At 37.6% G+C, this 23361-nt stretch carries 18 protein-coding genes; 1 reads left to right on the top strand and 17 read right to left on the bottom strand.

From position 1 onward, the window contains the following. Position 1: 1 nt before the first annotated feature. From AC0L3Q_RS03940 to AC0L3Q_RS03875, 14 genes are all read right to left on the bottom strand, one after another. On the bottom strand, positions 2 to 1720 hold the full coding sequence (locus AC0L3Q_RS03940; RefSeq protein WP_473285319.1) for a sodium:solute symporter: 1719 nt from the start codon (positions 1718 to 1720) through the stop codon (positions 2 to 4). A 218-nt stretch (positions 1721 to 1938) separates the two neighbouring features. Beyond that, on the bottom strand, positions 1939 to 2868 hold the full coding sequence (gene queG, locus AC0L3Q_RS03935; RefSeq protein WP_473285317.1) for a tRNA epoxyqueuosine(34) reductase QueG: 930 nt from the start codon (positions 2866 to 2868) through the stop codon (positions 1939 to 1941). Between the two features lie 138 nt (positions 2869 to 3006). Continuing rightward, positions 3007 to 3174, bottom strand: coding sequence for a hypothetical protein (locus AC0L3Q_RS03930; RefSeq protein WP_473285315.1), 168 nt, complete (start codon positions 3172 to 3174; stop codon positions 3007 to 3009). Positions 3175 to 3210: 36 nt separating this feature from the next. Continuing rightward, positions 3211 to 3414 carry a hypothetical protein gene (locus AC0L3Q_RS03925; protein WP_473285313.1) on the bottom strand — a complete coding sequence of 68 codons (204 nt, stop codon included), beginning with the start codon at positions 3412 to 3414 and terminating at the stop codon, positions 3211 to 3213. A 170-nt stretch (positions 3415 to 3584) separates the two neighbouring features. Further along, positions 3585 to 4919 carry a cytochrome P450 gene (locus AC0L3Q_RS03920; protein WP_473285311.1) on the bottom strand — a complete coding sequence of 445 codons (1335 nt, stop codon included), beginning with the start codon at positions 4917 to 4919 and terminating at the stop codon, positions 3585 to 3587. A gap of 44 nt (positions 4920 to 4963) precedes the next feature. Further along, positions 4964 to 5986 carry a Holliday junction branch migration DNA helicase RuvB gene (gene ruvB / locus AC0L3Q_RS03915; protein ID WP_073315644.1) on the bottom strand — a complete coding sequence of 341 codons (1023 nt, stop codon included), beginning with the start codon at positions 5984 to 5986 and terminating at the stop codon, positions 4964 to 4966. 121 nt (positions 5987 to 6107) lie between these two features. Next, a complete protein-coding gene (locus AC0L3Q_RS03910; protein WP_473285309.1) occupies positions 6108 to 7919 on the bottom strand; it encodes a cytochrome c oxidase subunit I in 1812 nt (603 codons plus the stop codon). A gap of 45 nt (positions 7920 to 7964) precedes the next feature. Continuing rightward, positions 7965 to 9041, bottom strand: coding sequence for a cytochrome c oxidase subunit II (locus AC0L3Q_RS03905; protein ID WP_473285307.1), 1077 nt, complete (start codon positions 9039 to 9041; stop codon positions 7965 to 7967). Positions 9042 to 9074: 33 nt separating this feature from the next. Beyond that, the gene (locus tag AC0L3Q_RS03900; RefSeq protein WP_473285305.1) at positions 9075 to 10391 is read right to left on the bottom strand and encodes a quinol:cytochrome C oxidoreductase; all 1317 of its coding nucleotides are present in this window, start codon (positions 10389 to 10391) and stop codon (positions 9075 to 9077) included. Between the two features lie 36 nt (positions 10392 to 10427). Then, entirely contained in the window at positions 10428 to 11078 is a 651-nt protein-coding gene (locus AC0L3Q_RS03895; RefSeq protein WP_473285303.1) for a c-type cytochrome, read from the bottom strand. Positions 11079 to 11083: 5 nt separating this feature from the next. Further along, positions 11084 to 11623, bottom strand: a complete 540-nt coding sequence (locus AC0L3Q_RS03890) for a DUF3341 domain-containing protein (RefSeq protein WP_073315649.1) — start codon at positions 11621 to 11623, stop codon at positions 11084 to 11086. 4 nt (positions 11624 to 11627) lie between these two features. Then, complete coding sequence (gene nrfD / locus AC0L3Q_RS03885; RefSeq protein ID WP_473287049.1) at positions 11628 to 13358, bottom strand: NrfD/PsrC family molybdoenzyme membrane anchor subunit; 1731 nt, start codon at positions 13356 to 13358, stop codon at positions 11628 to 11630. A gap of 35 nt (positions 13359 to 13393) precedes the next feature. Next, on the bottom strand, positions 13394 to 16513 hold the full coding sequence (locus AC0L3Q_RS03880) for a TAT-variant-translocated molybdopterin oxidoreductase (RefSeq protein ID WP_473285300.1): 3120 nt from the start codon (positions 16511 to 16513) through the stop codon (positions 13394 to 13396). 52 nt (positions 16514 to 16565) lie between these two features. Continuing rightward, positions 16566 to 17888: a c-type cytochrome gene (locus tag AC0L3Q_RS03875; protein WP_473285298.1), complete on the bottom strand. Its 1323-nt coding sequence runs from the start codon at positions 17886 to 17888 to the stop codon at positions 16566 to 16568. 224 nt (positions 17889 to 18112) lie between these two features. Between AC0L3Q_RS03875 and AC0L3Q_RS03870 the strand changes: the two genes are divergently transcribed. Then, positions 18113 to 18595 carry an SPOR domain-containing protein gene (locus AC0L3Q_RS03870; RefSeq protein WP_139241950.1) on the top strand — a complete coding sequence of 161 codons (483 nt, stop codon included), beginning with the start codon at positions 18113 to 18115 and terminating at the stop codon, positions 18593 to 18595. A gap of 72 nt (positions 18596 to 18667) precedes the next feature. On the opposite strand, the gene infB is transcribed toward AC0L3Q_RS03870, so the two are convergent. The 3 genes from infB to rimP are packed head-to-tail and all read right to left on the bottom strand — an operon-like array spanning position 18668 to position 23191. After that, positions 18668 to 21436, bottom strand: a complete 2769-nt coding sequence (infB, locus tag AC0L3Q_RS03865; protein ID WP_473285296.1) for a translation initiation factor IF-2 — start codon at positions 21434 to 21436, stop codon at positions 18668 to 18670. Positions 21437 to 21480: 44 nt separating this feature from the next. Then, positions 21481 to 22713 carry a transcription termination factor NusA gene (gene nusA / locus AC0L3Q_RS03860; RefSeq protein WP_473285294.1) on the bottom strand — a complete coding sequence of 411 codons (1233 nt, stop codon included), beginning with the start codon at positions 22711 to 22713 and terminating at the stop codon, positions 21481 to 21483. Positions 22714 to 22726: 13 nt separating this feature from the next. Then, on the bottom strand, positions 22727 to 23191 hold the full coding sequence (rimP, locus tag AC0L3Q_RS03855; RefSeq protein WP_473285292.1) for a ribosome assembly cofactor RimP: 465 nt from the start codon (positions 23189 to 23191) through the stop codon (positions 22727 to 22729). Positions 23192 to 23361 lie beyond the last annotated feature (170 nt).

Raw genomic sequence — 23361 nt, 5'->3', positions numbered from 1 at the left:
CTTACCAGAAAAAGCCTACTATTATTGACGTGATGAACAATAAAATGATCGAAAGCACTCTATAATTTTTATACCATGCTAATCCCACCAATTCTTTGGATTCTTGGGCGAACATTTTCTTTTTGTAGGTGTACTCCGAAACTTGCTCTATCGACTGAGGTTTTGTTATTAAACTAATGATTACGTGTACAATCAGACTGATTACAAAAAGTATATTGGCCTTAGCCAAAAAGTGCAGTTCATTAAGATCCGGAGCAATTTCATATTTAAGAGATAGAATCATAAATAAAGCTACCGCACCTCCTACCAATAAACTAATAAATGCACCGTTACCATTTGCTCTTTTCCAAAACATACCCAGTATAAATACAGCAACTACTGGTGGGCAAGTAAATGCGATTACCAGCTGTAGGTAACTCCATAGAGAATCGCTTACCTTTTCTATTACCGGAACCCACAACGAAGCTAAAATCACTAAGATTAAGGTAGCAATTTGACCAGCTCGAACTAGTTGTTTACTGGTCATATCAGGTTTTAGCTGTTTTACAAAATCCATTGTAATTAATGTTGACGCAGAATTAAATGTGGCAGAAACCGAAGACATCATAGCAGCCATAAGCCCGGCAACTACCAATCCTAAAACTCCTACTGGAAGTAGTTGAAACAACAATACAGGATAGGTAAGATTTGGACAATCCGAAAGATTTTGACACATTGTTCCATCTGCCAAAGGGTAATTTAACCCTGAGATATCAAGCGTACTAAACAGTAACAAAGCCAATACTCCTGGTACTACCATTATAAAAATCACTGGCAGTTTAAGAAATCCAGCAAATAGTGCTCCCCATCGTCCATGATTTAGACTTTTTGCTCCCAAAACTCTTTGCACCATAAACTGATTATTAGCCCAAAAATAGAATCCGAGAAGTGGAACTCCGCTAAGTAATCCCCACCAAGGCATGAATTCGTCATTGTTGGGTCTAACTAAACTAAACACTTCTTCAGAATTAGCAGGAATAAACTTTCCTTCGGCGGCTCGATCTCCAAAATCTACATCTCCTGCCGCTAACATACCATCCAGTTTACTCATCATATCCGACCATCCACCTCCTAGCCGATCAAATGCAAAATAGGTTAGTAAACAAGATCCTAAAATTAATAAGATTGCCTGGATTACTTCAGTTTGAATTACTGAGTTTAAACCTCCAGGAATGGTGTATGCTGCCGCCGCAATTGCCAAACCAATAATAATGATTGTTGAGGAAGTTTCCGGAAACAACAACTTGAGAACTATACTTCCTACATATAAACCTGCCGCAGTATCGACCATAACATTACCTATCACAGTAATCAATGAAAAGTAATAACGAGATCTTTTATCATAACGCCGTTCTAAGAACTCCGGCATGGTATACACTCCTGAACGCAGGTAAAAGGGTAGAAAAAAGATCGCAAAGAAAATTAATACCACTACCGCGTACCATTCGTAATTGTATACATTGATATTGGTCTGATACGCATCTGAAGCCAACCCTACCAATGTAGAACTAGAAATATTTGCAGAAAACAGGGCAATCCCTACAATGGGCCAGGTCATGGTTCGACCGCCTAGAAAATAATCTTCAGAGCTTCCTCTTTTTGACTTTGATATTCCATAAATAATAATTCCGATTAGGTAAACTACAATGACACCAATGTCAATATATGATAACTCATTCATATGCGAAGTGATTTGTGCTATGAACAACTTACTGCTTAATATTATTATAGATCAGGGGAAGACAAAAGCAATAAAGTCGTAACTTTTTATAAATATACCTGATGAATATACAAGATTATTGCAAAAAGATTATGAATTTTTTATTCAAAATTCCACTTAGAAGTTATGCAAACGTTTGTATTATGAAAATTGCAACAAAGCACCCTTAATTTCGACACTTACTTTTCTTTTAGGAATTGAATATTTCTTTGCAATCCAGAAAATTTAGTTCTTTTGACGGCAGATTTCTGAAAGACTTTAGAAAACACTTCCTGAGTAATTTCTTCCCAATCCTTTTTGGTCATTTCTAACAATTCTGGTTTTGGGTTAAATAGTGGTTCATTATGTGGTTTTGAAAAACGATTCCAGGGACAAACATCCTGGCAAACATCACAACCAAACATCCAATCATCAAAACTACCTCTGAAACTCTCTGGTATTTGATCCTTGAGCTCTATCGTAAAATACGAAATACATCTACTTCCATCTACAACATAGGGCTCTACAATGGCTTGAGTAGGACAAGCATCAATACAAGCGGTACAGGTACCACAATGATCGGTAACCGGAGTATCGTAGTCTAGCTCTATATCGATGATAAGCTCTGCAATAAAATAAAAAGAACCCACCTGTTGGGTAAGCAGGTTACTGTTTTTACCAATCCATCCCAAGCCACTTTTGGCTGCCCAGGCTTTATCCAATACTGGAGCCGAATCCACAAAAGCGCGACCATGAACATCTCCAATTTCTTCTTGAATAAAGTGGAGCAACTGCTTCAGCTTATCCTTGATCACAAAATGGTAATCTGTACCGTAGGCATACTTAGAAATTTTTGGGGCTTCGGGATCCGTTTGAGATGCTGAAGGGAAATAATTGAGTAATAATGAAACTACACTTTTGGATCCTTCAACAAGCTTAGTGGGATCTAATCTTTTGTCAAAATGGTTTTCCATATACTTCATCTCTCCGTGCATTTCTTTTTTTAACCAGGATTCCAGCCTTGGTGCTTCTTCTTCCAAAAAAGCTGTTTTGGAAATACCGCAGGATAGGAACCCAAGTCGTTTCGCTTCGGTTTTGATAAGGTTCGTGTATTTGGTTTTTTGACTCAACAGAAAGTTTTTGATTTCAAAACTCAAAAGTAATCCATATTAAGGGCATAAAAAAACCAGAACACTATTGTGTTCTGGCTTGTAGCTCAATAATCATTTTAAAAATAATTAGCTACCCCAAATAATTATAAACTCAACTTATAATTCACATATTTCTACACACACATTGGCAGGATACCCTGAGTTCACACATTTCTTATAACAAAAAATAGGATTATCCCAGGGATTGCCTCTTTGTCCACCAATTATCTGCTTTTGTGCAGTTTTACTAATTGTTTTTATTCCTTTGATGTTCGTGGTTTTCATTTGTATTGGTTTTGATTATGTAATCTTGCGTGTAGGTTAAAGTTCGAATGGTTTATTTAGACATTCGATACACCAGGCCAACATTCCGTTGGGTCTGCGACAGGAAGGTTTTGTACAATCGACTGGTCTTGGCGGATAGCATTCGGGTCTGTCATCACAAACTTGCTGTAACCCACCATTAATTAATTTTTGAGTTTCACGATTAATCAGTGTTGCTCCTTTTACATTTAGAATTTCCATAATTATGATTTTTAGCGTATAATTCCTTGAACATTTCAAGACACCTAGAAATATGTCTTTTTAATATTCATCTGATATTGATCGTGAAAGTACAGTTTAGGATAAAAAGAAGAGTGTCATATTCTTGAAATTCAAAAATATGGCACTAATTATTACTTAAAGAGCATAACTCATCTAGAGGTAAAAGTTAGATACGCATTTTGTGGTTTAAGGGTGATCAGAGGTTTAATCTCAATATGATCAAAAGCAGGTGTAATTTTGTAAGTGCGCACAAGCTGGCTTATTGCCAGAACCATTTCATACATGGCAAAATTATTTCCGATACACATCCGAGGTCCAGCTCCAAATGGGAAGTATTGATTAGCATATTCCTTTTTATCTACAGTAGGATCAAATCGTTCTGGTTTAAACTGTTCTGGTTTTTCCCAAAAATCTTTATGCTTATGAATTTCAAAAAAGGAAATCAAAACTGTTGTCCCTTTCGGCAAATCCAAATCTTTATATTGATCATCATCGATTACCAGGCGATCAGAAAAATATGCCGGAGGGTATAATCGCATGGTTTCTTCTATACACTGTTTGGTATACTGATATTTCGTAATTTCTTGTAGAGGATCTAAATTGACTGCTTCTCCTCCTACCACTTCTTGATATACCTTATCTTGTATTTTGGGATGCTTTCCTAGCAACATTAGGGCAAATGTAAGTGCATTTGATGTGGTTTCGTGACCAGCTGTGAAGAGTATCAGAATTTCATCGATCAACTGTTCATTATCCATAGCGCTTCCATCCTCATAGCGGGCATCCAACAACATATCTAGTAAATCATCATACCGTTGTTTGTCTTTTTTACGTTCTTCGATCAGTGAATTAAGAATATCTCTTGCCTCTTGAGTTAGGGTTAATGTCTTTTTCACCTCTCCGGTAAGATGAAACCACCAACGCTTATAAGGTTGTCGTATCTCTTTAATTAAAAACTTTTGTGCGGTTTCTGTAATATGTTGCAATCGCGAAATTGCATCGGTTGTGCCTGAATAGCTAAATAAAGATTTAGCCACCACCTTAAATGCCAGATCATTCATTAAGGGAAACACATCTATTGTAGTGTTAGGTTGAATTATGGCCAGCTCTTCTTCTACAACAGCTTTTATAGTGACCACCAATTTCTCCAATTTCTTTTTATGAAAAGCGGGTTGAATGAGTCGACGTTGTTTCAGCCATTTTTCTCCATTGGCAGTTAGTAATCCCTCTCCAATATATTTTGCCAAATCTTTTGACTGTAGCTCTGACTTATGATATTTGCGATGGTGTTTTTGAAGCATATGCCTGGCAAAGGCTGCATCTCTGGTAAACAACACATAGTTACCAAAACCCAGGCTCACTCTAAATACATCTCCGTATTTCTCGAAATTTTCGTTATGAAAAGGAAGAGGGTTCTTAAGAATACGACTCGCATTCTTAATTACTTTAAAAAATGAAACTGTTTCAATGTTGTTATCCTTCATAGTGACATTCTAGCCAAAATATAGCTATGTATTTAGAGGTATTTTCAAAACAATCCTCCTTGGATACCTCCTGGAGTTCTCCCCAGATGCTTATACGCCGCTTCGGTAACTTCTCTTCCCCTTGGTGTTCTTATGATGAAACCTTGTTGTATCAAAAAAGGTTCGTATACTTCTTCTATGGTTTCGGCACTTTCACTAACTGCAGTAGCTAATGTTGTAATTCCAACCGGGCCTCCCTTGAATTTATCTATTAAGGTGGTCAGAATCTTATTATCCATTTCATCCAATCCATTGGCGTCTACATTAAGCGCTTTAAGGGCAAATTTGGAGATTTCTATATCTATCTTACCATTTCCTTTGATTTGGGCAAAATCACGCACTCTACGCAGCAATGCGTTTGCTATACGAGGTGTTCCTCTACTTCTACTTGCAATTTCGATAGCTGCCTCCATAGAAATAGGAACATTTAGAATATGTGCACTTCGTTGCACGATAGTAGATAATAATTCTGTAGTATAATATTGCAATCTAGATTGTATACCGAAACGAGCTCTCATAGGAGCCGTAAGCAAACCAGATCGTGTTGTAGCTCCTACCAATGTAAACGGATTCAAATTAATCTGTACTGTTCTGGCATTGGGTCCGCTCTCGATCATAATATCGATTTTGTAGTCTTCCATTGCAGAATATAAATACTCCTCGACAATAGGACTTAAACGATGTATCTCGTCTATAAACAATACATCTCTATCATCTAGATTCGTAAGTAGTCCTGCCAAATCCCCAGGTTTATCCAATACTGGTCCAGAAGTAACTTTGATCCCCACTCCCAATTCATTCGCCAAAATATGAGCCAATGTAGTTTTTCCTAAACCCGGAGGGCCATGAAACAAGGTGTGATCCAAAGCCTCATTTCGCATGTTGGCCGCTTGTACAAAAATCTGTAAGTTCTCCAGCACTTGATCCTGACCCGTAAAATCTTCGAAAGCCAGTGGCCTTAAAGCTCTTTCGATATCCAAGTCTTCATTAGAAAAGTTTTCGTTTGTTGGGTCCAGGTTTTCGTTCATCTACTCTTATGCTTTAACAGAACATCCAGGGGTTCTTCTTCACGTTTAAAACAAATATACTAGAAAAAGAAAAAGCCTTTTCATAAAAATGAAAAGGCTTTTCAATATTTTTAAACATCCATTAATGATGTAATTCTTCTTCTCCTTCTTGTAATGGCACTGTTTGCGGAGCAAAGTCCTGTCCGGCGATTACATACTCTCCGTTTTCATTAGTCTTACTATAGTCGTAAGGCCATCTGTATACGTGAGGAATCTCTCCTGGCCAGTTACCATGCATATGCTCTACAGGAGTAGTCCATTCTAAAGTATTGGATTTCCATGGATTTTGAACCGCTTTCTTACCATAGAACATAGAACTGATAAAGTTATACAAGAACACCAATTGAGCTGCCGCTGTGATGATTGCAAATACAGTGATCAATACATTGGTATCTGCTAAATCGTCAAAATATGGAAAGTTTGAGTTGGTATAATATCTACGAGGTAAACCTGCCATACCTATAAAGTGCATTGGAAAGAATACTCCGTACGCACCAATAGCCGTCACCCAAAAGTGTATATAACCTAGATTTTTATTCATCATTCTACCGTACATCTTTGGGAACCAATGATACACTCCGGCAAATAAACCATATAATGCAGAAATACCCATTACCAAGTGGAAATGTGCTACCACAAAGTACGTATCGTGAACGTTAATATCTAATGTACTGTCACCTAAAATAATCCCAGTAAGTCCTCCAGTAATAAAGGTAGAAACCAATCCAATTGAGAACAACATTGCCGGGTTGAGTTGCAGATTACCTTTCCATAAGGTGGTAATATAGTTAAATGCTTTTACCGCAGATGGAATCGCAATTAATAAGGTTGTAAATGTAAATACAGATCCTAAGAATGGGTTCATACCTGAGATAAACATGTGGTGACCCCATACAATTGTTGATAAAAATGCAATTGCCAAAATCGAAGCTACCATCGCTCTATATCCGAAAATCGGTTTACGAGCATTTGTTGCAATAATCTCTGAAGTAATTCCTAATGCAGGTAATAATACAATATATACCTCTGGGTGTCCTAAGAACCAGAATAAATGCTCAAATAAAACTGGCGATCCACCCTGATTATGTAATACCTCTCCTTGTATATAAATATCACTTAGGTAGAACGAAGTACCAAAACTTCTATCCATAATAAGCAACAATGCTGCAGATAATAATACTGGGAATGATACAATACCAATAATAGCAGTTACAAAGAACGCCCAAATTGTTAAAGGCATTCTAGTCATCGACATCCCTTTTGTTCTTAGGTTAATTACCGTAACCACATAGTTTAATGACCCAAGAAGTGAAGAAGCAATAAATATTGCCATAGACACTAACCATAAAGTCATCCCCATTCCAGATCCACCAATAGCTTGTGGCAATGCACTAAGTGGAGGGTAGATTGTCCATCCTGCAGATGCTGGTCCAGCCTCTGCAAACAATGACAACACCATGATTACACTACTCAAGAAGAACAACCAATACGAAATCATATTCAAGAAACCAGATGCCATATCTCGCGCTCCAATCTGTAATGGAATTAAAAGGTTACTGAAAGTACCACTTAAACCGGCAGTAAGAACGAAGAATACCATAATAGTACCATGTATCGTTACCAAAGCAAGGTAAATACTAGGATCCATTATTCCATCTTCACCAAATTTTCCTAAAAATATTTCGTAGATCGTAAATTGATGATCAGGCCACGCTAATTGCATTCTGAATAATAGAGACATAGCAATCCCTATAATCCCCATAATCAAACCAGTAACTAAGTACTGCTTAGAGATCATTTTATGATCCTGGCTAAATATATATTTAGTGATAAATGTCTCTTTATGGTGGTGTCCGTGATCGTGATCGTGGTTATCTCCGTGTGTTGCTGACATAACGCTATTTGTTTTTAAAAACTATATAATTTTTCTTTTTCTCTCTTAATTACTTGCTTGTGCAGACAATTGCTCTCCAAAAGTCTGTTGTGTTGCTAGCCAAGCATTAAAATCTTCTTCAGATTCTACTACCATCTTCATTTGCATATTGTAATGCGAAGCACCACAAATCTTATTACATAACAAATAGTAATCGAATTCGTATGGTTCTAACGCTTCTTCACCAGCAGCTACAAGTTTCTTGCTCTTTTCTCTTCTGATTTTATTTATCGTAGCTACTTTTTCTACCATAAATTCACTATTCCTCATTTCCTCTGAAGTCATCGTTGGAGTATAAGAAAATTCAGTGATCATACCAGGAACTACATTCATTTGTGCTCTAAAGAATGGCATATACGCTGAATGTAAGATGTCTTGAGATCTCATTTTGAAGATCACCTTTCTGTTAACTGGTAAGTGCAGTTCGTTGGTAATCTTATCGTCTTTACCATAGTTATCAGAAGCATCTACACCAAGTGTATTTACACCTTCGATAAAACGAACATTTGCCTTTCCTAAAACATTATCTTCTCCAGAATATCTTGCTCTCCAGTCAAATTGATACGCATACAATTCAATGATTAACGGATCACCTTCTTTCTCGTCGATATTCATAATATCTGTCCAAGTAAATAATCCATAAATAATTAAACCTGCCAATACAATTACTGGAATAATTGTCCAGATAAACTCTAACTTATCGTTATCAGCAAAGAATAATGCCTTGTTTCCTTCTTTACCTCTGTATTTATATGCAAAGTAATGCAATAAACCTTGAGTAATGATTTGTACAAACATGATCAACACCATAGAAATCAACATCAATTGATCATATGCTATTCCATGCTCAGATGCTGATTCCGGCAAGAAGAATGTATGGTATTTTACAAAACAAAATATGGTAAGTAAGTAGATGAATATTACAAAACCAAGCATCAGCTTACCTTGCATATTATTGTCCTTATCATTAGCCACTTGAGAATCGTCTGCGCCTTTAAGTTGTGACAATTTCAAGATTTTCGACATTTGCCACAAAGTGATTCCGAAAAGCGCTATAACTATTATGGTTAAGAATACAGTCATTTTTATCTATCTTCTTTTTATAAATTCTAAATTTTAATAATGGAAGTGTTTACTTTCCTCTAAATATGGGTTTCCTTTTGCCAATAAAGGTGCTTTGGTAAGTGCTCTGAACACAACAAACAAGAACAATCCTAAGAACAATAAAACTGCACTAATTTCGCTGATTCCTATAAACCAAGACTCACCTACTGTTGCTGGCATTACCATGTTAAACACATCTATATAGTGACCACAAAGGATTACGATACCTGCCATTACCACAAACCAGTTTACTCGTTTGAAATCGCTATTCATCAATACTAATAATGGGAAAATAAAGTTCATTACCAGCATTCCGAAGAATGGTAATTTGTAATCTTCTATTCGCGTAATAAAGTAAGTAACCTCTTCCGGAATATTTGAATACCATATCAACATGAACTGAGAGAACCAAAGGTAAGTCCAGAAAATACTGATACCGAACATAAACTTAGCCAAATCATGAATGTGACTATCGTTTACGAACTCTAAGTATCCCTTAGATTTCAAATAAATGGTGATTAACGCTATTGTTGTAATTCCAGAAACGAATAAACTCGCGAATACGTACCACCCAAATAGTGTACTGAACCAGTGTGGATCAAAACTCATAATCCAATCCCAAGACATCATAGATTCTGTGTAGATAAAGAACACTAAGAATCCAGCAGAGATCTTGAAACTTTTCTTATACCACTTGTTACCTGTACTATCTTCATCTTGCTTTCTTGAGTATTTTACAGCAAAGTGACGGTATAACAACCATCCTCCTAAAAATATAGCTGCTCTAATGATAAAACCTGTACCATTTAACCATCCAGCTTTACCTTGGATCAGTTTGTCATGAGCTACAACTTCTGGGTCTGCCCAAACAAACAAGTGGTTTACATGGAATCCTGATAGCGCTAAAATCACAAATAGAATAATCCCTCCAGGCACTAGATAAGCGGTAATCGCTTCCATTACCCTGAACAATACTGGAGACCATCCAGCCTGAGCAGCAAATTGTATGGCATAAAAAGCCAACACTCCTAAAGCAATCATGAAAAAGAAGAATGCCGCTACATATAATGCAGCCCAAGGTTTGTTTTGTAATTGGTGCAAAACGTGCTCGTAGTGAGCATCACCACCGTGAGCATCATCAGCGTGTTCGTTACCGTGATCCTGAGCAGCAGCTCCGTGACCTTCGCCATGCGCATCGTGCGCTGCCATCATTTCTTTTACCTCTTCTATAGATTTTGGTGTTGATAAAAAACCAGAAATCAATCCGATTCCTCCAACAATCATCAGGATGAAAGAAAATAATCTTAATCTATTTGATAGCGTATACATATCTTATATCGTTATTCTTAACTTTAAATAATAGCACTAGTGTGCTGCGTTGTGTTCTTCTGTTGATTCGTGAGCTTCTTCTACAACAACCGGAGTAGCTTCAGCAACATCTGCATCAATACGAGCTGTTTTTCCTTCTAAATCGGCTTTAAGCTTCTCTACGTATTGAACAATCTGCCATCTTTCATGTTCACTAGTCTGAGATGCATAAGATCCCATAGAATTAATTCCGTAATACATCACGTGATAGATACTACCTTCGGTAATCGCTCTTCCTGCATCATCATAACTTGGAACCCCAAGTATTTTTTCTCTTTGTACCAGAATTCCTTTTCCATCACCTTTCTTACCATGACAAACTGCACAATAAATATCATACAACTCTTTTCCTTTTTCCTGATTTTCTACCGTATAACGGATAGGGTTCTTCAAGGAATCTTTAGCCATTTGATAACCAGCATTAGAATTCTCTAGCTCGTAAGGCATCCATCCTCTTGGCACAGATCCTTCTGCAGGTAACATCGCTTCCTGTTCTCCGGGGAACACCTTGTATTCTCCATAGGTTTCATAACCTACAGACTCATACATATTCGGCATATACTGATAATTAGGTCTGGAGTCTTTTTGGCAAGACACAACACTAATCACTGTTGCTACTGCTACTAATATTTTTATAGTATTCTTCATTAGTATTAATGGTTATCTTCTTCCTTATCAATTACTTTAATTTCTACCGCCCCAGTATCTGTCAATAAGCTGGTCAATGCATTCACATCATGATGTCCTGCATCTACTTCCATCAAGAAATGGTCGTCTGTAGTTCTTACATCAGGATTTTCTGCTTCTTTAAATGGCCATAACTTACTTCTCATATAAAAAGTAATTACCATTAAGTGAGCTGCAAAAAATACGGTAAGCTCAAACATAATTGGAACAAAAGCAGGCATGTTCTCGATAAAACTAAAACTAGGCTTACCTCCAATATTTTGTGGCCAATCTTCGATCATGATATAATTCATCATCGTAATTGCAACTGTTAATCCCACACAACCATACATAAATGCAGTAATGGCTAAACGTGTATGAGGTAGTCCCATTGCTTTATCCAACCCGTGAACTGGAAAAGGGCAATACACCTCTTCAATATGATAATGCTCTGAACGAACTTTTTTTACAGCGTCCATTAGGACATCATCATCTGTATATAATGCATGTATAACTTTTGATGCCATACTTCTAGTTATTTTTAAGTTTTGCGGCCTGACCTGCCCAATCGTCGCGTTGTGCTCTTCCTGGGAAAGACCCTGTAATACTATCTAATAAATCATATTCGGTAGCGGTCATTTTACTAACCTGATCGAATGTAAAGATTCCTATTTGGTTAAGCTTCTTTTCCATTACGGGTCCGATACCATTTACTTTTTTAAGATCGTCTGCTTGTTGAGTCTCCGGGTCAAAAGTACCTAGATTGCTCAATAAGCTATTAATATCTTCTTCGCTAGCTTCAACTTTTTCTGTTGTAGCTTCTGCTTCTTCTTCAGTTACTGTAGCTTTTACTTTAGGAAGCTCATCTCTGTGATCAATTCCTGCTTCTCTTAACTTCTTATATTTCTCTCCAGAAGATTTCAATATTGTTTTTACCTCTGCCTGTGCAATAACTGGGAATGTACGCGCATACAATAAGAACAATACAAAGAAGAATCCAATAGTACCAATAAAGATTCCAATATCTACAAACGTTGGAGAGAACATTGTCCAAGATGATGGTAAATAATCTCTGTGTAGAGAAGTTACAATAATCACAAAACGCTCAAACCACATTCCTATATTTACAACTATAGAGATAATGAAAGAGAACATGATACTTCTTCTCAATTTTGGGAACCACATAAACTGTGGAGAGAATACATTACAACTCATCATTGCCCAATACGCCCACCAGTAAGGACCAGTTGCCCTGTTTAAGAATGCATACTGTTCGTATTCTACACCAGAATACCAAGCAATAAATAACTCTGTAATATATGCCACACCTACGATAGAACCTGTAATCATAATTACAATGTTCATCAATTCGATGTGCTGGATAGTAATATAGTCTTCTAGGTTAGACACTTTTCTCATGATGATAAGAAGTGTATTTACCATTGCGAATCCTGAGAAAATCGCTCCCGCAACGAAATAAGGTGGGAAGATCGTGGTATGCCAACCAGGAATTACCGAAGTAGCAAAGTCAAAAGATACAATCGTGTGTACAGAAAGTACAAGTGGTGTTGCCAAACCAGCAAGTACCAATGATACTTCTTCAAAACGTTGCCAGTCTTTTGCTCTTCCACTCCATCCGAATGACAATAATCCGTATATCTTTTTATTAAAAGGAGTGATTGCTCTATCTCTAATCATTGCAAAGTCAGGTAACAATCCTGTCCACCAGAACACCAATGATACAGAAAGATAGGTCGAAATCGCAAATACATCCCAAAGTAGCGGAGAGTTAAAGTTTACCCATAGTGATCCAAATTGGTTAGGAATAGGTAATACCCAATATGCTAACCATGGACGTCCCATGTGAATGATTGGGAATAAACCTGCCTGAATTACCGAGAAGATCGTCATCGCTTCTGCAGAACGGTTAATCGCCATTCTCCATTTCTGGCGGAATAACAATAATACTGCCGAGATCAGGGTTCCTGCGTGACCAATACCTACCCACCAAACGAAGTTGGTAATATCCCAGGCCCATCCTACGGTTTTGTTTAATCCCCAGACTCCAATACCTGTGGATATGGTATAAATTATACAACCTATTCCCCAAAGGAAAGCAAAAAGAGCGATCGAAAACACGATCCACCAAGATTTGTTTGCTTTACCTTCAACTGGTGCAGCCACATCTACAGTTACATCGTGATATGTTTTATCACCAGTTACTAAAGGTTTTCTTATAGGTGCTTCGTAATGAGACATAATCCTTTATAATTGAATTGATTCTTTATTTTAATTAATTAGGCTTCAGTAGTATTTCTTACTTTCGTTTGATACATCACGTTAGGTTTTGTACCTACATGCTCAAGTAAGTGATACATACGATTATCTTCTTTAAGCTTAGCTACTTTACTATCCTTATCGTTGATATCTCCAAATACCATTGCTCCAGAAGAACAAGCCGCAGAACATGCAGTCTGGAATTCTCCATCCTTCACCATTCTACCTTCTCTCTTGGCATCCAAAATGGTCTTCTGTGTCATTTGAATACACATAGAACATTTTTCCATAACCCCTCTAGAACGTACTGTTACATCTGGGTTAATCACCATTCTTCCTAAGTCATTATTCATATTGTAGTCAAACTCGTCGTTGTTGTTATACAAGAACCAGTTGAATCTACGCACTTTGTATGGACAGTTATTTGCACAATATCTTGTTCCTACACAACGGTTATAGGCCATATGATTCTGACCTTGTCTACCGTGAGAAGTTGCCGCTACCGGACATACAGTCTCACAAGGAGCATGATTACAATGCTGACACATTACTGGCTGGAATACTACCTGAGGATTATCTGAAGCACTTTCCATTTCTCCAAACTCAGACAATGAACTTCCTAGACCAGCGATATTATCTTTCTTCTCATTATCACTTTCGAAGCTATCTTGAGAAGAATAATAACGGTCGATACGTAACCAGTGCATATCACGAGATCTACGCACTTCTGACTTCCCTACTACAGGAACGTTGTTTTCTGCATGACAAGCAATCACACAAGCTCCACAACCTGTACAAGCATTTAAGTCTATTGAAAGATTAAAATGATGTCCTACAGAACGATCAAATTCATCCCAAAGATCTACTTCTGGAGAAGTCACTTCGTACTCGATGTGATTTTTACTTACTTCAGGAATCGCATTCCAAACATGCTTATCCTTAGTATTGAATATTTCTAAAGTCGTTTCTTTTACAATATCTCCACGACCCATTAGTGTATTATGCAACTGTACACAAGCAAACTCGTGCACACCTTCTGCAGCAACTACAGACACTTCTTGTACAGCATTAAGGTTTTGATAGAAAGGATATGCATTTACCCCGACCATCATTTCTTCCTTAAGACCTTTAGTTTTTCCGTATCCTAATGCTAATCCAACAGAACCTTTTGCCTGACCTGGTTGAATGATCACTGGCACAACAGCCTCTGCCCCTCCAACAGTTACTTTTGCATAACTTCCATTTAAGGCCCCATTAGCTTCGTTTTCGTTGGTTAATCCTAATTGCTCTGCATCTGCACGAGAAACTGTTAAATAGTTATCCCAAGATGCTCTTGTAATTGGATCTGGCATTTCCTGCAACCATGGGTTACTTGCTTGCTGCCCATCTCCCATTGCAGTTTTGGTATACAAAATAAGCTCCATACCGTTAGCTTTTGCTATCGACAATCTTCTTGCCGCGGCATCAACGTCTGGTCCAGCAGTTACTGGTGCTTCTTCACCTTCTACCACATCTCCTTCTGGAGCTGCGATAGCATCTACCAATTCTTGTTTTGGAAGTGCTGGTGCAACCAACACTCCATCATGCAATGCCTGGCTCCAAGAGCTTCCTCCCAAAATACCAGTCCATGCACTTTTGATATAATCATGGTAAGAAGCTGTATTCCCTGTCCACTTCAATAAAGTTTCCTGGAACTGTCTAGTATCAAACAACGGTCTGATCGTTGGTTGCGTTAGACTATAGCTTCCTTTTTTCATTTCTACATCTCCCCAAGACTCTAAGTAATGAGGGGTAGTAGCTATATAGGTACACAATGAAGCTGTTTCATCATCGTGCATACTAAATCCTACTGAAAGATCTACTTTCTCCAGACCTGATTTAAACTCAGCTGCGTTAGGTAACGTATATGCTGGATTAACTCCTGCTATTAAAAGTGCTCCTACACGACCTGCGTTCATATCTTTCACCAACTGTGAAACCGCCTTGGCATTACCTTGACGTATCGTACGCGGAGTACTCTCATTAAACGCTTTGCTATTAATTGCCTTATTGATCGCTAAAACAACTAATTGTGCATCCACATCCTGGATACCACTAACTACAACTGCATTTCTTCCTGCTTTTTGAATACTCTTTGCAGCTTTTACTACTTGAGCATCCAAATCAGCATCTAATGAGCTTTTTGAACCTGAACCAGTCACATAAGCATACAATGCTGATAGCACTTGTTTTTGTTGTGATGGAGTAACAGGAACTCTTTTATCTGCATTTGCACCAGTAAGCGACATGTTTGATTCGAACTGGATATGCTTAGACATTTTCCCGTTTTTAGGAACACGCCCATGAGCATAACCACTATCATAACCACCACCTTGCCAATCTCCAAGAAAATCAGCACCAACACTTACTATAGTATCTACTTTACCAAAATCGTAATCTGCCAATGCTCTTTCTCCATACATCATTTGATACGCATCCAAAGCTTCGCTTTCTGATACTGCATCATACACTACATGATTAACATTTTGGTATTTTGCTTTAAATTCTGAAATTAACTTTGAAGTAGAAGGACTTGCGAAAGTTTGTGTAAGTAGTACAATTTGTTTACCACCTAACGAGTTCAACTTTGCTCCAACTTCTTTATCCAAAGTTTCCCAGCTAATATCTTCTCCACCTTTCTTAGGCCCTTGAAGACGAGAACTATCATACAACGATAACACCGAAGCATTTACCCTTGCATTTGCATCTCCGTTTGAAGCAGCAAGATTATTGTTCTCTACTTTAATAGGTCTACCTTCTCTGGTTTTGATCAAAACACTAGCAAAATCAAAACCATCTGCAATTGTAGTTGCATAGTAGTTCGCAACACCAGGAACGATTCGTTCTGGCTGCACTACGTAAGGAATTGATTTTTTTACAGGTCCCTCACACGCAGCCAAAGTAGCAGCCGCTGTACTGAACCCTACATATTTAAGAAAGTCTCGACGCGTAGTCGAAGAACTCTCTAAAGATGATTTATCTCCTAAAAACTCATCCGTAGGGATTTCCTGTACGAATTCGTTTTGTTGTAGCGTCTCAACAATAGAGCTATTTTCGTTTAGCTCTTCAACACTTTTCCAGTATTTCTTGTTTGATGACATATATAATTGATATTAGCTTCTTACTTAATTCGGTATTTACCCGACTCTTTTTTTAATAGTGACATTTACCACATTCTAAACCTCCCATTTGTGCAGCTGTTAACTTGTCTACACCATACTTCTTAGAAAGTTCTTTGTGGATCTTTTCATAGTACTTATTATCTGCCACTTGTACATTAGTTTCTCTGTGACAATTGATACACCATCCCATGGTTAGTGGAGCATGCTGATACATAATCTCCATTTCTTCTACAGGACCGTGACAGGTCTGACATTCTACACCTGCAACGCTTACGTGTTGTGAGTGATTGAAATATGCAAAATCTGGAAGGTTATGAATACGAACCCATTTTACAGGTTCAGTCTTACCAGTATATGATTGACTAGCTTCATCCCACCCTACTGCTTTGTAAAGCTTCTTGATTTCACCGTCATAGAATTCTTTAGAATAATCTTCAGTAGCTGTAGTTTCTGCAACCTCACTAATTGACTTGTGACAGTTCATACAAACATTTAGCGAAGGAATTCCAGAATGCTTAGATACTCTAGCAGAAGAGTGACAATACTTACACTCTATTTGGTTTTCTCCAGCATGGATTCTATGCGAATAATGGATAGGTTGTATCGGAGCATATCCCTGATCTATACCTACCTGCATAAAGTATCCATACACAAAGTATCCACTTGCTAACAGTAAGAAGATCGCAGTAACTAATACTAAGAACTGATTTTGAATAAAAGCTTTCCATATTGGAGTTCTTGGTTCACTAACTACAAGCTCCACATTATTCGCTTCAGCAAAACTTCTTAATGTCTTGTTTACCAGGTAAAGCACTACCATTAGCATTGCAAATACCAATGCCAAGATACCTAAGATCACATCCGTTGACACTCCTGATCCTGTTTCTCCAGTTGTAGCAGCACCTCCACCAGCAACAGTTACAGGTGGATCTGCTTTTGGCACCATTACATACGCCAAAATGTTATCGATATCAGTATTCGACAACTGCGGAAAAGCATTCATCGCAGTTTTATTATACTCTTCATAAATAGCTACCGCTTGTGGATCACCTGCCGCGATCATTGCTGCACTATTTTTTACCCAAGAATAAATCCATTCTCTGTCGTACTTATCCGCAACTCCAAAAAGAGCAGGACCCGTCATTTTCTTATATCTTTTATGACATGCTGCACATAAAGATTTAAACAACTCTTCTCCTTTGGCTACATCTCCTCCAGACGCAGCTTCAGTGGCAGCAGCAGTATCAGCCGCAGCTTCATCCTGTCCAAATACAGGATTCAAAAAAGTAAATAAAAAAACAGTTCCTAGGATTAGGATTTTAGAGGCTGAATTTCGGTGTTTCACCTGTTTCATATTATCAAGTAGAATTATCGTCGTAATTTTGGTATGGTTTTTTCTCTAGTATCTTTAAAAAAATACACAAAACCTCCATTTTTAATTCGACGACAAAAGTACTATATTAAGTCGATTTTGGAAATGTTAGAGAAGCGTTAACTACTAATTTATAATAATTCTAAATAATATTTTTTGACAATTTTGAGTTATTAAACTTTACCTTTGTACTAAATTAATTTGTAATGAGAATGTTAAACCTAAAACGTTGTAGTTTTTTAATCAGTTTTCATCTAATTGGGATATCAACTTTGATGGCTCAAAATAACCCAAATCCAACCGTTGAAAACCAAAATAATGGTGATTTTGTACAAGTAGGTATCACAGAACAACCAGAAGCTACAGTTACCATTAATCAAGATCCTAAAATCCAAACCCTTTTGGCTATCAAATCCAAAATGGAGAAAGATGGTGATTTTAGCGATAGATACAAAGTACAACTATACAATGGCAATCTGAACAAAGCCAATGAAATTCTAAGAAAAGCCAAAGAGACCTTCCCACAATGGGACGCATCTATTCGTTGGGAGACTCCAAATTATAAAGTTTGGATTGGTAATTATAAAACCAAACTAGAAAAAGACAAAGCACTACGAGAAATCAGAAAAGAGTTCCCTAGCGCCTTTGAGTTTATTCCTGGAAAGCAAAAAGCTCCTGTCAACAAATAAATTCAAAATATCACATAATAAAAAAACCTCTGTTTTCACAGAGGTTTTTTTATTATATATTGTTATCGTTTCTTACAACTTCTTCTTCACGGCAACTTCTTGATACGCTTCAATCACATCTCCGATCTTGATATCGTTGTAATTCTTCACCTGTAATCCACAATCATATCCTTTACCTACCTCTTTTACGTCATCTTTGAAACGTTTTAACGAAGCAAGCTCTCCAGTATATACTACTACACCTTCACGGATTAATCGAATTCCAGAATTGCGATAGATTTTACCATTCTGCACCATACATCCTGCAATGGTACCCACTTTGGAAATCTTGAAGGTTTCTCGAATCTCTGCCGTACCCGTAACTTCTTCTTTCATTACAGGAGACAACATTCCTTCCATCGCATCTTTAAGATCATTAATCGCATCATAGATGATCGAATACGTTCTGATATCGATTTCTTCTTTATCAGCAACTGTTCTCGCATTTCCTGCAGGTCTCACATTAAATCCGATAATAATCGCATCTGAAGCCGAAGCAAGAAGTACATCACTTTCTGTAATCGCTCCAACGGCTTTATGTATAATGTTTACATGAATTTCTTCTGTAGATAATTTCTGGAACGAATCTGTAAGTGCTTCTACAGAACCATCCACATCTCCTTTCAGGATAATGTTTAATTCTTTGAAGTCTCCTAACGCGATTCGTCTTCCGATCTCATCAAGCGTAATATGACGTTGCGTTCTTACTGATTGTTCTCTATGCAACTGTGCACGTTTTGAAGCAATATCTTTAGCTTCGCGCTCATCTTCCAGCACATTAAATTTATCTCCCGCCTGTGGTGCGCCGTCCAGACCCAAAATAGATACTGGTGTTGATGGCCCTGCTGCTTTCACAGCGTTACCACGCTCATCGTGCATTGCTTTTACTTTACCACTATTCTTTCCGGCTAAAACGTAGTCTCCAACTTTCAACGTACCGTTTTGCACCAAGATAGTAGACACATATCCTCTACCTTTATCCAGGAATGCTTCAACCACCGTACCTGTAGCTAATCGGTTAGGATTCGCTTTTAGCTCTAGAATTTCAGCTTCCAACAATACCTTTTCCAATAATTCATTAACACCTAGCCCTGTTTTTGCTGAAATATCATGGGATTGAATTTTTCCACCCCAATCTTCAACTAGCAAATTCATACTTGCAAGTGCTTCTTTAATTTTATCAGGATTTGCAGTTGGCTTATCTACCTTATTAATTGCAAATACAATAGGCACTCCTGCCGCTTGTGCGTGACTAATAGCTTCTTTGGTTTGCGGCATCACATCATCATCGGCAGCAATTACAATAATTGCTAAATCCGTTACTTGTGCACCACGAGCACGCATCGCCGTAAAGGCTTCGTGACCCGGTGTATCTAAAAACGCAATCTTTTGTCCGCTTTCAAGCTGTACTCCATAAGCACCAATGTGCTGCGTAATACCTCCACTTTCTCCGGCGATTACATTTTCTTTTCGAATATAATCCAGTAAAGACGTCTTACCATGATCTACGTGACCCATTACTGTTACAATCGGCGCACGATTCAAAAGATCTTCTGGTTTGTCCTCTATCTCTTCTATCGCTTCTTCGATATCAGCGGTTACGAAGTTTACTTCATATCCAAACTCGTCTGCTACTATCGATAGCGTTTCTGCATCAAGACGCTGGTTCATGGTAACCATGATACCTAAAGCCATACAAGCAGAAATCACCTCGGTTGTAGACACATTCATCATCGTTGCTACTTCAGAAACCGTAACAAACTCGGTTACCTTAAGCACTTTGCTTTCTTGCTCCTGTTGTGCTACGTTATCCTCAGCTTTCTGACGGTGCTGATCTCTTTTATCTCTACGATATTTTGCTGCTTTAGATTTATTAGATTTCCCTTGTAGCTTCTCCAAGGTTTCTCTAACCTGCTTTTGCACTTCTTCTTCGCTAGGCTCTTCTTTAACAATAGGAGGTCTTTTGGCTTTTCCACGCCCTCTGTTATTGTTATTTCTTCCACCACCTTGCTGGTTTCCGCCTTTTCCACCGTTGTTCTGAAATCCGCCTCCTTCTTTACTAATTCTCCTTCTGCGTTTCTTTTGATCTCCGGCGTTATCTTTTTGATTTTTATCCTCTTTCTTTTTCGCAGGCTTTTTAAACTGTGTAAGATCGATTTTCTGACCTGTAAAATTAGGTCCATCTAACTTTTTATACTGCGTTTTCACCTTTTCTGGTGCTCCAGAGGTTTCAGTTTTTGCTTCTACCTCAGGTTTCTTTTCTTCTACCACTTTTGCTGGCTTTGCTTCCTCTACCTTTTCTTTGGGTTTTGGAGGCGCCTGCTTCATGATTTTTATCCCCTTTTTCTCGGGTCTATTTGAAACCTTTTCTGGTTTTGAAGGCTTAACTTCTTCTTTTTTAGGAGCCTCTTCCACCTTCTTCTCGGGCTGTGGTGTTTCGGCTTTTTTGTTCCCTAATTCGATTTTCCCTACTTGTTTAGGGCCGCTAATTTGAGCTTTGGCTTTTACAACTTCGCGCGCTTCTGCAAGCTTACGTTTTTCTTCCTGCTCATTTTCAATCTGCACACGTAACGCCTCTTTCTCTTTTCTTTTTTCTTCTCCTACTTCTTTTGAAGCTACCTTTTTACTCTTATCTGTTTGAAATTCATCAAACAGAAGTTGGTAAATATCCGGAGAAATTTTTGTGGTAGGACGCGCATCTATCTCGTGACCTTTTGAATTCAAAAAGTCAACAGCCCGATCAAGCGAGATATTGAATTCGCGTAGTACCTTATTTAACCTCATTGTTTTTGCTTCAGCCATAAATGCCTTTTATTTTATGCTCAAATATAAATTAATTGTGTTTATTAATCCTCAAATTCTGATTTTAATATTCTAATCACCTCACTTACAGTCTCTTCCTCTAAGTCAGTACGTTTCACAAGATCTGATACATCTTGTTCTAGGATACTTTTTGCAGTATCCAATCCGATTTTAGAAAATTCTTCAATAATCCAAGAATCAATTTCGTCAGAAAATTCAGTAAGCTCTACATCCTCTTCTACACCTTCTCTAAACACATCTATTTCAAAACCTGTTAATTGACCAGCCAAGCGAATATTATGACCACCTCTACCGATAGCCTTAGACACCTCTTCTGGTCTTAGCATCACCTCGGCTCTATTCGTTTCTTCATCAATTTTGATCGAAGTAACTCTTGCCGGACTTAATGCTCTTGTAATAAATAGTTGTAAGTTATTTGTATAATTAATTACATCTATATTCTCATTCCCTAGTTCTCTTACAATCCCGTGTATTCTTGATCCTTTCATCCCCACACATGCTCCAACAGGATCAATTCTATCATCATAAGAATCTACAGCAACTTTTGCTTTTTCTCCTGGGATTCTTACCACTTTCTTTACCGTAATCAAACCATCAAATACTTCTGGAATTTCTGATTCGAAAAGTTTTTCAAGAAACAAAGGAGATGTTCTTGACATGATGATCGCAGGCTTATTTCCTTTCAGCTCTACAGATTCTATTACTCCTCTTACATTTTCTCCTTTTCTGAAAAAATCAGAAGGAATCTGTCTGTCTTTTGGTAAAATAATTTCATTTCCTTCGTCGTCCAACATAATAATTGCTCTATGACGAATATGATGAACCTCTGCAGTATAAATCTCTCCTTCTAATTCTTTGAACTGCTTATATACATTTGTATTATCGTGCTCATGGATTTTGGAAATCAAATTTTGACGCAATGCCAAAATAGAACGCCTTCCTAAATCGATTAACTTCACTTCTTCAGACACATCTTCACCCACCTCAAAATCCGGCTCAATCTTTCTCGCCTCAGTTAGAGATATTTCCTGATTACTATCTTCTACTTCTCCATCTCCAACCACGATTCGGTTTCTCCAAATCTCTAAATCCCCTTTATCGGGATTAATAATGATATCGAAATTGTCATCACTACCAAACTTCTTCTTTAAGGCATTTCTAAACACATCTTCTAAGATCGCCATTAGCGTAACACGATCTATAAGTTTATCATCTTTAAATTCTGAAAATGATTCTATTAATGCGATATTTTCCATATCAATATTATAATTAAAATGTTATCATAACTTTTGCTTCTACAATCTCTTGGTAGGCTATATCAGCCTCTTTGGTTACCGTTACTTTACCCTTACCCACAGGTTTAGGCTCCCTGGTTTTCCAGGTAAGCTTTATAGCATTCTCGGTAGCTGAAATCAATTCTCCCTCTACGGTTTGATTTTCGGTTTTAACTTTGAGCTTTCTCCCCACATTCTTTTTGTACTGGCGAATGTGTTTCAAGGATTCTGAAACTCCGGCAGACATTACCTGAAGAGAAAAATCTTCTTCTTCTCTATCCAGATTATGTTCGATTGCACGGCTTATGGCAATACAATCTTCTACCTTCACCCCTTGATCTCCATCAATAATAATTTCAATACTATTATCAGGATGAATTTTGCAATCAATCAAAAACAGAGACGTATGTTCTTTCAACGCCTCTTCTAACAAACTATGAACCTTGTCTTTTAATGACATAAATAGATAAAAAGAGGGGACTTTTCGTCCCCTCAACCTGGTTTTTTAATTTCAACGGTGCAAAGATAACAATAATATCTTAGATACAAAATATGTCAAACAATGAATTTATTCGTAAATTTAAGATATCCAATTACCTATATCGTGCCCCAAGGTTTAATCAATTAAAT

This window comes from Aquimarina sp. KJ22-3, from assembly GCF_055808215.1.
This window is presented reverse-complemented; position numbering and strand designations above follow the sequence as displayed.